At 42.1% G+C, this 11,102-nt stretch carries 6 protein-coding genes and 2 tRNA genes; 2 read left to right on the top strand and 6 right to left on the bottom strand.

Annotated features, from left to right (window positions below; genetic code table 11):
• Nucleotides 1-15: 15 nt before the first annotated feature.
• Nucleotides 16-2,976: a type III restriction-modification system endonuclease gene (locus HMPREF3178_RS27935; RefSeq protein WP_070585635.1), complete on the bottom strand. Its 2,961-nt coding sequence runs from the start codon at nt 2,974-2,976 to the stop codon at nt 16-18.
• Nucleotides 2,977-2,985: 9 nt separating this feature from the next.
• Nucleotides 2,986-4,962 carry a site-specific DNA-methyltransferase gene (locus HMPREF3178_RS27930; RefSeq protein ID WP_070585633.1) on the bottom strand — a complete coding sequence of 659 codons (1,977 nt, stop codon included), beginning with the start codon at nt 4,960-4,962 and terminating at the stop codon, nt 2,986-2,988.
• A gap of 194 nt (nt 4,963-5,156) precedes the next feature.
• Here HMPREF3178_RS27930 and HMPREF3178_RS27925 point away from each other — a divergent pair, with 194 nt between their 5' ends.
• Nucleotides 5,157-6,545 carry a SpnT protein gene (locus HMPREF3178_RS27925; RefSeq protein WP_070585631.1) on the top strand — a complete coding sequence of 463 codons (1,389 nt, stop codon included), beginning with the start codon at nt 5,157-5,159 and terminating at the stop codon, nt 6,543-6,545.
• Between the two features lie 46 nt (nt 6,546-6,591).
• Here HMPREF3178_RS27925 and HMPREF3178_RS27920 read toward each other — a convergent pair whose 3' ends face one another.
• The 3 genes from HMPREF3178_RS27920 to mtfA all read right to left on the bottom strand — a co-directional run bounded on the left by HMPREF3178_RS27920 (nt 6,592) and on the right by mtfA (nt 9,023).
• The gene (locus HMPREF3178_RS27920; RefSeq protein ID WP_001554195.1) at nt 6,592-7,866 is read right to left on the bottom strand and encodes a tyrosine-type recombinase/integrase; all 1,275 of its coding nucleotides are present in this window, start codon (nt 7,864-7,866) and stop codon (nt 6,592-6,594) included.
• Nucleotides 7,867-8,046: 180 nt separating this feature from the next.
• A tRNA-Asn gene (locus HMPREF3178_RS27915) sits at nt 8,047-8,122 on the bottom strand.
• A 100-nt stretch (nt 8,123-8,222) separates the two neighbouring features.
• Nucleotides 8,223-9,023, bottom strand: coding sequence for a DgsA anti-repressor MtfA (gene mtfA, locus HMPREF3178_RS27910; protein ID WP_160885917.1), 801 nt, complete (start codon nt 9,021-9,023; stop codon nt 8,223-8,225).
• A 90-nt stretch (nt 9,024-9,113) separates the two neighbouring features.
• Between mtfA and HMPREF3178_RS27905 the strand changes: the two genes are divergently transcribed.
• A tRNA-Ser gene (locus tag HMPREF3178_RS27905) sits at nt 9,114-9,203 on the top strand.
• 229 nt (nt 9,204-9,432) lie between these two features.
• On the opposite strand, the gene HMPREF3178_RS27900 is transcribed toward HMPREF3178_RS27905, so the two are convergent.
• Nucleotides 9,433-10,488: a porin gene (locus tag HMPREF3178_RS27900; protein WP_004103512.1), complete on the bottom strand. Its 1,056-nt coding sequence runs from the start codon at nt 10,486-10,488 to the stop codon at nt 9,433-9,435.
• Nucleotides 10,489-11,102: the final 614 nt, after the last annotated feature.

The raw sequence follows: 11,102 nt of genomic DNA, 5'->3' as shown, positions 1-11,102 counted from the left end.
TGGCCCTTTTCTCTTTTATTTGCCACTTAAAACTTCATTTATATTTGTAGCACGCATATATCTCGCAGGATTACTCATCTGATCTTTGAGTGAGATAAAGTGAGCATTACCACAAGTAATTTTCGCATCTTCTTCATTACCAAGACCAATGTGTTTACTTTTTGTTTCTACAACAAAGTAAATATGTTCTTCACCATTGTCTTCAATAACTAAGGCCCAGTCAGGATTGTAGGTTCCCAGTGGAGTCGGAATTTTAAACCAACCGGGCAGCTTCACATAAAGCTTAACTTCATCCTGTTCTTCGAGTTCCTGAGCGAAACGACTTTCGACTTCAGAATCTTTAGGAACATATTCGTAAACTGACTTAGACGAGGTTTCGAAAAGATTGCGGGCATATCCTGTTAGCTCCTTATCCATAAAGAGGCTTTGCGCATACACCTCTCCTTTTAGTGGATAATATTTAATACCGTCCACAATTGACAGGCGTTTGCAGTAGTTGATTCGGCCTATAGCGTCACTGATAAACTGCTGTGGGTTTTTAGCAAAATCAGCAAGTTTTTCACTCTCTTTAAGGATGGTGCATAAACTGCGTCTTGTCAGGCCTGTTTTTTCCTGTAGAACACCAAGAACATCTGGCAGTGGCTGTTCTTCAACATCAATAACAGAACTTGTTGTACCATTAGACTGCACTTTAACATCAAGACCTGACTGACTTTGTTTGATTGTTGCTTTGCTGAAACTGACCATTGCTTTTGCTACAGGCTGCATTTCAGAAAGTGATTTCGTACAGGATTTAATCAATTCTTCTTCATCAAATGCCAGTCGGTACAGCGTTTTTTGACAAATGCGCTGCCATAACGCTTCGAATTCAGGGCTGTTTAAGACTTCTTTCCGGTATTTGATTGTTTTACGCTCATCAGCATTGTTTATATTGAGTCGCCCTGCTGATTTACGCAGGATAGTTTCAATTTGTTCCTGTAGTGACGCATACTTCTCACTAACAACAAAAGTGTCTTCGAATAACACGTTTTTCAGGGCTTTTGTGATTTTCCCCGATTTTTCCAGATATCCTTCGGTCTGTAGTTCAGCCCAAATCTCATGTGAACCGGCAATACCCACAGCTTGTGAGGAATCAGAGAAGATCAGATGGGCAAACGCATCTTTTTCGATGATACCAAAACGGATGCCTGTTTCGTTCTCAATTTCGCTCTGTAGTCGTTCGGCATAGGCTTCATAATTTTCACTGGCAACGACAGTCAGAATGTTAATGCTGTCATCACGAACACGTTCCCCCTCTTGGTTAACGCACAGGCGAAGACCACGGCCTAATGTTTGACGACGTTCTCGTTCACTTCCCATCTCTCGAAGGGTACAGATCTGGAATACATTGGGGTTATCCCAGCCTTCTTTCAAAGCAGAGTGTGAAAAAATAAACCTCACCGGATTCGAGAAACTCAAAAGCTTCTCTTTATTTTTCATGATGAGGTTATAACCGCGTTCCGCATTTTCGCGGCCTGCATTATTGCTTTCGGTTGTTTCAGCCCATCCGCCTTTTTTATCAATAGAGAAATAACCATCATGAATATCTTTAGCATGTTCTGGATGAGAAGGGAGCAAATCTTTATATGCTGGGCTTTTGATCGCTTTGAGATATTCTTCTTCAAATATACGAGCATATTCACCCGGTTCACGAAGCCCTTCTTCGTTATTCTGGCGATAGAAATCAACCTTATCAATGAAAAATAGGGTAAGAACCTTGATTTGCTGAGGATTAAGGCGAAGCTCTTTATCCAGATGTTCACGGATTGTACGTCTAATCATATGCCGCTGGATAAGCATTGGGTCAATATCACCTACGACATCACCTACTTTCATATAATATGTATTAGAAGGCGTTTCCAGTGTCAGATAGCATTCTTTGCCCGTGCGGATCTCACTTATCCTGTATCCCTGATAAATATCACGCCCCGTTTCGTCATCAAGTGTCATACCGTCATGCACGGTAATTTCAGAACGATTTACGCCCCCTTTTTTATCGGCTATATCAACAATAACAGTCGCGCTAATGCTATTCTTCTTATTGTTAATACTGACCAGTTTTACATAGGGGCTATTACTTGCATTCTGGACTTCAAGCCCGGCAACCTCGATCTGTTTGACCAGTTTTTGGTTGTAAGCATCAATGGCATCAAGGCGGTACACCATATGGTGTTTATGAATATGTGTTGCTGAATAGCGTAAGGTGAACATGGGGTGCATAGCATCAAGTGCGGTTTTACCCGCACCGTTCAAGCCACCATCAACACTTTGCGGTTCATCGACAATAATAATTGGACGTGTAGCACGGATTAAATCAATGGGCTTATCCAGATCGTCCACAGTTGTTTTTTCACTGGACTGATATAGCTTGTTAACGTCTTTTTTGTTGATCGCACCCACCGTCATTACCATGATCTGCATAACAGAACTGGTCGCAAAATTTCGCACATCAGCAGGTTTTGCAGAATCATATAGGTAGTATTCGTATGGAATACCCGCATACAGGCTTTTGAAATGCTCTTCCGTGATCTGTAGTGTTTTATAAACGCCTTCCTTGATGGCAACGGAAGGAACTACGATGATAAATTTGCTCATGCCATAACGTTTATTCAACTCAAGCATGGTGCGAAGATAAACATACGTCTTACCAGTCCCTGTTTCCATCTCGACAGTAAAATCATGGCTATCGAGAATGGGCGAGGGAGGAAGCTGATTTTTCAACTGAACATTGTTTAGGTTTTTCAGGAGAACATCATCTTCGGGTATTTGTGGGTTAACAGGCATTGAACCTGTTGCGCCTTCAAATGAGAGTGCACCCTGAGCTGGGGCCAGCACAGTCATTTCGCTCTCCCATTTTTCCTGCCCTTCAAACAGATCGCAGACTGATGTTATAGCGTTGTGTTGATATTTAAGGTCAGATTCAAAATGTAGTTTCATCTCAATCCCTTAAAGGCTATGCAGGTTAGTCAGGCCGTGTTGTTCCAGAATGGCGCAAAGATTAGTTTTAGCAATATTATTTTCAAATGCGTCATCAAGGAAATAGCAGACAGTATCTTTGCCAGCTTTCAGACTCTTATGCCAGTCAAGGATCCCCTTGGTCAGTTCTTCGACTGAAGATGCAGGGATTTGACTGGTAAAGCAGGTAAACAATTTGCCACCATCAACACAAGAAACAGTTAATTCATCAAACTGACGGGTTTCAACGTTTACACTCAGATCAATACCACGCTTAAGCATCAGTTCAGTCAGCAAGTCTTCTTCACTACGACCTTCAAGGATTGGGCTTACATAAGCATCAAGCTGTTGTGAAAGTGTTTCGGCAGAGGCTTCCCACGGACGAATGTTAGATGTATCGAGTTTAAACACACGAAAACCGACATCACCATTCCATTCTGGATTGTCTTCACGAACCTTTTTACCCGCGCGGCGGAGGCGTTCTTTTGTTAGTTCGGCAACATTATGTTTTAAATTATTTTTTCTACAATATTCTACTGCGGTTTTTTGAGTTTCCTTTTCGGCTGACAGTGCTTCTGGAATTTGTACTAAAATATATTTACGGTGGCAGCGATCTTTCGCATTTTGTAACATGACTGCATGACCAGTTGGACCTGAGCCTGCAAAAAAGTCAAGAATAATATCGTCACCCTTAGCTATCATCTGAATAATGTAACTTATTAAATCAAGAGGTTTCGGATAACCGGCAAAGCAAGCTCCTATCTCATCAAGTTGCGCTGTTGCCTTTTGAGTACCACCAAATCCATTTAGAACGGAAACTACATGGCTTTGTGAATCGGAGCGTTTTTTCACAACTTCAATAGTTCCAGTTTGACTTAGTACAAAACTGGTTTCTTGTCCTTTACTATCATTGATCGGATTACAATTATTTTTTATAAAATCCAAAAGTAGTTCTTTCGAACTCCATCCACTTTCGATAACTAATGGCTTTGTTAATTTGTTATCACTAATTTCTGCTTCTGAATGGTAAACTGGCCACGTATTCTTAGCGCAGTTAAGCCTTCCACTTATAATATCGCAGGGGAATCCACTAGGTAGCGTTATCTTACTTGGTGGGTTTTTAGGCCCATTCTTTACAATGGTATTTCTAATCTCTGATTTAAATAATTTGCTCCCTTTTGGTATGTTAGGATCAACTACAGGAGGGTATGAAAAATTAACTTCTTTTTTTGCATATAGTAATATATACTCATGGCAGTTTTTTATTTTAGCTTGGTTATCAAAATTGCCATCTGTACGCCATACAAATTGTGCTAAGAAATTTTCCTCGCCAAATATTTCGTCCATTATAATTTTAAGTTTCGATGCTTCAATATCATCTATTGAAACAAAAATAATGCCATCTTCACTTAATAAATTTTTAGCAAGTTTTAAACGTGGATAAATCATATTCAACCAGTCTGTGTGATAACGCCCACTGGTTTCTGCGTTTGTGGTGATTCGTACCCCATCTTCTGTTTGTCCTGTCATTTCAAGATAATTTTTCATGTTATCTTGGAAGTTATCAGGATAAACAAAATCTTTACCGGTATTGTAAGGCGGATCGATATAAATAAGCTTAACTTTCCCGGCATAACTTTTTTGAAGAAGCTTCAATACTTCAAGGTTATCACCTTCAATCATTAGGTTTTTGGTGTTATCCCAATCAACACTTTCACCTTTACATGGACGTAAGGTGCCACGGGAAGGGGTGAGAGCAAGCTGGCGAGCCTGACGCTTACCATGCCAGTTCAGGCCATAGCGTTCTTCTTTGTCGTCTACATTCTCACCCAAAAGCTGCTTTAAAACCTCAAAATCAACACTGTCTTCATTAAAAGCTTCAGGAAACAATGATTTAAGCTTGGTGATGTTATCAGCAGTGATATTCATTGATTGCAGTTCGGGCATTTCAGGCGAAAGTTTGTTCATTGACCATTCCACGTATCTGTATCAGGTTACTGTGTGATGGGGGATATTTTACGGTAAATAGTGCATTTCATCAATGAACAGCGTGCTACAGATTTCTTTTTAAATCATTATGTTAATGCTTTTATTGAATGTTCTGTCCTCGTGTTAGTACAATTAGCTTTTCTGCGTCTACCAAACATTATCAGGATGTGATGATGGCTAAACTGAACAAGAAACAACTTGCTTTACTCAAAGAAATACCTGCTGATCAACTCATGCAAATAATTTGTGATATTGCAGAGGATAATGGTCAGGCAAAATCCTTTCTTATTAATAAATATCTGTTAACTCCAGAAGAATCACTGAAAAAGGCTGAGGCTGAATACAAAAGGGTAATTAAAACAAAACGCTTTTATGATTATTATGAAGCAGCGATTTTTTTTGAGGGGCTATACAGGAATGTCATATTTCCACTTGAAAAGACGGTATCAACGCTGCCTGAAAAAACCGAGGCGTTTTGCCATGATTTACTGCTCTCATTTGATAAAGTCAGCGAAATTGCAGATACATCAGATGGATCATGGATGGACTATTATAATGGTGCTGTCGAAATATGGTTAAAATCCCTGTCCCTACAAAAAGACAAAAGCATTGATGTTATAGCGGATAAAATACTTTCCGTGCTTAAAGGTGATGTATATTTTAACTTTGATATTTTTGATAAGTATAAAAAAGAGCTTGGATACAATGTTATTCGTGCTTTAAGGGAAAGTCTTCTTAAGACAGGTGATGTTAATTATGCTGTTGAGTTAAGTCTGTATATCAGGGATGTTGATTTCATCAGGCAATGCTTTGAGAAAAGAAAACTGAACCAGCCAGAATACATCATTAAGTTTGCTGAGTTGCTGGTTGATGAACTGTGCACTGAGGAAGCCATTCAGGTTCTCAATAAAATCAAAGAAGATAAATCAGTTGATCAGGCAGGGCTTCGTGATAAATGGACTGAGGTGTTGGCTCTGGCGTTGATTGAAGAAGGCGAGATTCAGCAGGCAAAAACAATTTGTATAGACGGATTTAAGAACAGGTGTGATGTTATTTTTTATAATATCTATAATCGGGTAGAGAAAAATAATGACTCACTGGATTTGTTCTCTGGCATAGCAAAGAAAAAAGGCTTTCCGTTTGTTATTCTTTTCTTGTCCGGGACAGATAGTTATGGAAAACTTGATTCTGAAGTCATGAATGCGAGTGAAAATGAAATCGCAGAGATGATGTCTTTATTACGCGGTTCTTTTGTTCGTACCTTATCGAGTGAGCTTTACAGGCATGGTTATGCATGTTCTGCAACTCTGCTCCGTAGAGTGCTGGCAGAGGACAGTATCAGTCGTTCTCAGAGTAAATACTACACCTATGCGGCATCTGATATGAAAAAAAGCATTGATTACAGTAAAGATATTGCATGGACTGAAAAAATCCCTTCAACAGAAGAGTATTTAAAATCTCTGTTTATTGAGCACAAAAGAAAATACGCACTCTGGGAAATAATGCTGGAAAAAATCGCTGGTTTAGCGATAGAAAAAGATTCAGTATCATATTCAGCATAGACTGTAATTAAGTATGAAGTTGAAAGGCCGCGAACGGCCTTTCCCTTTATTTATTTGTAGCAAACTCAAACGGCCTTACCATACCGTTTCTGCTTGCATCAAGGTAGTCAGCCCACCATTGGAGCATCAGGCGACGCTGCTCAAGATGTTTTGCCTTGTGGGTATAAGCAGCACGGACGCTGTTGCTTTCCTTATGGCTCATTTGAAGCTCTACAGCGTCTTCTGACCATAGGCCGGACTCAATTAAGGCACTACAGGCCAGAGTGCGGAAACCGTGTCCACAGATGTCCTGCTTCGTGTTATATCCCATATTACGCAGGGCTTTGTTGATGGTGTTTTCACTCATGGGTTTAAACGAGTCATAACAGCCAGTGAAGATTAATCCATCATCATGGCCTTCTTCATAAGTAAGTTGTCGGATCTCTTTTAGTATCCTCATAGCTTGCTTACAAAGGGGAACGAAGTGCTTACGCTTCATTTTGGCACCACGAGTCGAATGTTTGACGTTTTCAATTGCTTCACGCTGTTCGGGTATCACCCATAACTTACTTTTGAAATCAATTTCAGACCAGCGAGCGAAACGAAGCTCACTGGAACGAATGAAAATCATCAGATTGAGCTGTATTGCCAGTATGGTTAACCTGCGGCCTTTGTATTCGGCAATTTTGTTCAGTAGCTGGGGTATTTCTTCCAGCTCAAGTGCAGGGCGGTGTTCAGTTTGTGGTTTCTGAACTGCACCTTCCATATCATAGGCTGGGTTATGGCGTATCAGCTTTTGCTGGACGGCATGACGTAGGATCGCGGTAATGTATTGTTGAATGCGCATGGCAACTTCAAGATAACCAAGAGCCTCAACTTTTTTCACCGGAACCAGCAGATCACCCGTATCCAGTTCGGCAACATCTTTGTCACCGATTACCGGGAAGACATAAGTTTCAAGGCGCTTCCATACGGCATCACCATAATCATCAGACCATTTTGTTTTCGTGGAGAACCACGCTTTGGCTACTGTTCTGAAGGAGCGTGTATTATCACGTTTGGCTTTAAGCTCTTTAACCTCTGCCTGTTTCTTTGCATTAGGGTCAATACCCTGAGCCAGAAGCCTTCTGGCCTCGTCACGGCGTTGTCTTGCGTCAGAAAGAGAAACTGCAGGGTAAACACCAATAGAGAAGAGTTTTTGTTTCCCTTCGAAGCGGTAAGCCATTTGCCAGTATTTGGAACCCTTCGGGGTAACGCGAAGGAACATACCAAAGCCATCAGTCAGCTTGTATTCCTTCTCAAGGGGTTTTGCATTTTTTGCTTTGATATCAGTCAGTGACATGAAAATATCCCCTCGTTTGTTGGTAAAAGGGAAATCGAACCAGCATTACCAGCATTTTTACCATCAAAATGATATGGCTTCGAGTGGTTTTTAGTGAACGAGGGTGAACTACTGAAGAGGGATAACCAATTGATAGAAACGCAGAAAGCAGACGTCAGTGAACGTCTGCTTCCCTTAAATTGGCTCCTCTGACTGGACTCGAACCAGTGACATACGGATTAACAGTCCGCCGTTCTACCGACTGAACTACAGAGGAATCGTGTGAACGAGGCGAATACTACTGGTCTCGTATTTTTGTGTCAACACTAAATTTAACTTGCTGATTCAAATGGCTAAATTTAGTGCAGGTCGTTGTTTTAGTGTACTGCAGGGCTATCGCCATCCTCCTGCGGGCTATTCTCGCGTAATCTCTCCAGCGGATCCTGGCGATAGAAATGGCAGAAACGCTGCCAAAGCGCGGGAAAGCGTGGGGCAAACAGCTCAGGGGCGCTGAAGAAATATTCAGAGAGCACCGCAAAACATTCGGCAGGGTCGCTGGCCGCGTAAGCGTCAATACTGGCGGCGCTTTCGCCGACCAGATCGATCTCATCCTGAATATTGTTCATTGCTGCATGGAGATCGTGTTCCCAGCCAGCGACTTCGCGTAGCGGAATGAAGGGGACGCCGCTTGCGCGATCGCCATTGCGGGTATCCAGCTTATGCGCCACTTCATGGATAATCAGATTGAAGCCAGAAGCGTCGAAGGAGTCCTGAATATCCAACCAGTTGAGAACGATCGGCCCTTGTTGCCAGCTTTGCCCTGATTGTACGATTCGCTGGCTATGCACCAGGCCGATATCATCTTCCCATTCGTCGTCGACAACGAACGGAGCAGGGTAGATGAGCACCTCGTGAAAACCATCTAACCACTCGATCCCCAGTTCGAGAACCGGCAGGCAAAACAGTAGCGCAATACGCGCGCTCTGCAGGTGAGTGAGCTCAAGCCCCTGTAATGCAACCAGACGCTTTTGCTGCAAAAAGCGGGAAGCCATTTGCACGAGCTGCTGCTGCTCATGGTCGGAGAGGTTGGCTAACACAGGGATGGCAAGCGCCTTTTCCCAGGGGATTTCCGCGTTGCCGGACTCTTCATCTACTTTCCAGGGCCATTTAAACATCATATTGCTCGCAAAGTCGTCACTTGAACTGATTTAAAGAGACAGGAACTATTAAAATGCCAAAGAACCTGGCATTATAGCAACCTCAACAGCGGAGAGATGCCGGAGCGGCTGAACGGACCGGTCTCGAAAACCGGAGTAGGGGCAACTCTACCGGGGGTTCAAATCCCCCTCTCTCCGCCACTATTCAAACACTTACGTGATTTCCTTTCAACGACTCCCGTCACAAATGGTATTGTGCCTTTTTAAGGATACAATCATCATCTTCCTGGTTTACTGCTCTGGCAATCGTTAGAGATCGCAACATTGTGTGTTTGACTCGTCGCGATGCCAACGGTTTACAGATGAGGTTCGCCGTTAAAAAACAAAAAACCCGCACGAGGCGGGCTTGAGATAAATGCACTAAACAATCTTAGAACTGGTAGGTGATACCTACAGCGAACTGATCGTCAGTTGATGCGCCAGTGATATAAGAATCTTCGTCATCCACCAGGTTGAATTTGTATGCGGTGTAAACGTTGAAGTTCTTGTTGAAGTAGTACCAGGTACCCAGTTCAACGTAGTTCATGATATCGGCATCACGGTTACCGTTCAGATCTTTGCCTTTGGCATAGACGTAGCCCAGGGACGGACGCAGGCCAAAGTCAAACTGATACTGAACAACGGCTTCAATATTCTGAGTCTTGTTAGCAAAGCCACCATACTCCATGTGAGTCATGTTATGGGACTCACCGTACATGACAGATGCGTAGACGTTATTAGCATCATATTTAGTGGCGAGGCTCCAGACTTCAGCGTTTTCGCCTCTGCGGTCCGCAGCCTGTTCATCAGTACGGTCAGAGTTGCTGTATGCGCCAACGAAACCGAAGCCGTCGATGTTATAGTTAACGGAGAAACCGAAGCCGTCGCCGTTGGCTTTAGCGCGGTCAGTGTCGTTGTTTTTACCCTGATACTGCAGAGCAAAGTTCAGGCCATCTACCATGCCGAAGAAATCGGTGTTGCGATAGGTTGCTACGCCGTTGGTACGCTGAGTCATGAAATTGTCAGTTGCGATCAAACCATCGCCACCCCATTCAACCAGCATGTCGGTGTAACCTGCCGCGTCATAAACCACGCCGTAGTTACGACCATAGTCAAATGAGCCGTAGTCGCTGAATTTCAGACCAGCAAACGCCAGACGGGTATCATCAGCCTGCTGGCCTTCTGGTTTGTCTGCTTTGATATTGTATTCAAACTGGCCGTAACCGGTCAGTTCGCTGCTGATCTGGGTTTCGCCTTTAATACCGAAACGCGCATAGGAGGTATCGTCGGAGTTGTTGTTGTCGCCATCATGGGTCATGATGTGCTCGCCAACCATTTTGCCGTAGAAATCGAGTTTGTTGCCGTTCTTATTATAGATTTCTGCTGCATTAGCCGCGCCAGCGACTAATAAAGCTGGAACCAGAATTGCCAGTACTTTTCTTTTCATTATATATTCCCTTTTAATCATAATTAATATGAATTGTGTCACTCCCTCCGGGTTGACTATTTGATACTAGCGATTAAGTTCATTTTTCTTTAAGTGAAATATGTAAGTAAATTATATCTAATATTACAAAATGTTTCTGTTATATTCATTATATTTAAATTCTATCATTTTGTGATGACTTATATTTTGTTTTTATGCTTATCAATAACAATAGCTTATGTGTTTTGGTTGAATTATTCTTGTTACAAATAAGTTGCGTGAGGGCTATGATTGTTTTTTTTGTATTTATATATTTAATGTATTATTTAAATGACTCGCAAGGAGCAATTTCGTGCAACGAGAAGGCGTTTTCATGTACGCGGTTTAATAAAATTAAATATTGTAAATGCAATGCTGATGCCGGCAAAAATGACCGCGAGAATATATTTTTTATCATTATTTTGTATTATTTCAAACGGCAACGAATTGATTAAGTATATATGGCGGCCTCTCTGGTATTGAACAAAACTCACGCACTCGGGCGTCCCGGTCAGTAAGATCTGCTACCTTGCAAGAATTTTCATTATATAATGTGATGAATATCACTATTTTTCACTGCGTCTGTGATGTTGGTT

It is taken from the genome of Klebsiella sp. HMSC09D12 (assembly GCF_001808475.1).
Lineage (GTDB): Bacteria > Pseudomonadota > Gammaproteobacteria > Enterobacterales > Enterobacteriaceae > Klebsiella > Klebsiella oxytoca.
This window is presented reverse-complemented; position numbering and strand designations above follow the sequence as displayed.

What these genes read in the sequence shown, in the direction of transcription:
- mtfA (WP_160885917.1), bottom strand. Translation starts at nt 9,023, where the DNA reads ATGATGTTTAAATGGCCCTGGAAAGTAGATGAAGAGTCCGGCAACGCG.
- HMPREF3178_RS27900 (WP_004103512.1), bottom strand. Translation starts at nt 10,488, where the DNA reads ATGAAAAGAAAAGTACTGGCAATTCTGGTTCCAGCTTTATTAGTCGCT.
- HMPREF3178_RS27925 (WP_070585631.1), top strand. Translation starts at nt 5,157, where the DNA reads ATGGCTAAACTGAACAAGAAACAACTTGCTTTACTCAAAGAAATACCT.
- HMPREF3178_RS27920 (WP_001554195.1), bottom strand. Translation starts at nt 7,866, where the DNA reads ATGTCACTGACTGATATCAAAGCAAAAAATGCAAAACCCCTTGAGAAG.
- HMPREF3178_RS27930 (WP_070585633.1), bottom strand. Translation starts at nt 4,962, where the DNA reads ATGAACAAACTTTCGCCTGAAATGCCCGAACTGCAATCAATGAATATC.
- HMPREF3178_RS27935 (WP_070585635.1), bottom strand. Translation starts at nt 2,976, where the DNA reads ATGAAACTACATTTTGAATCTGACCTTAAATATCAACACAACGCTATA.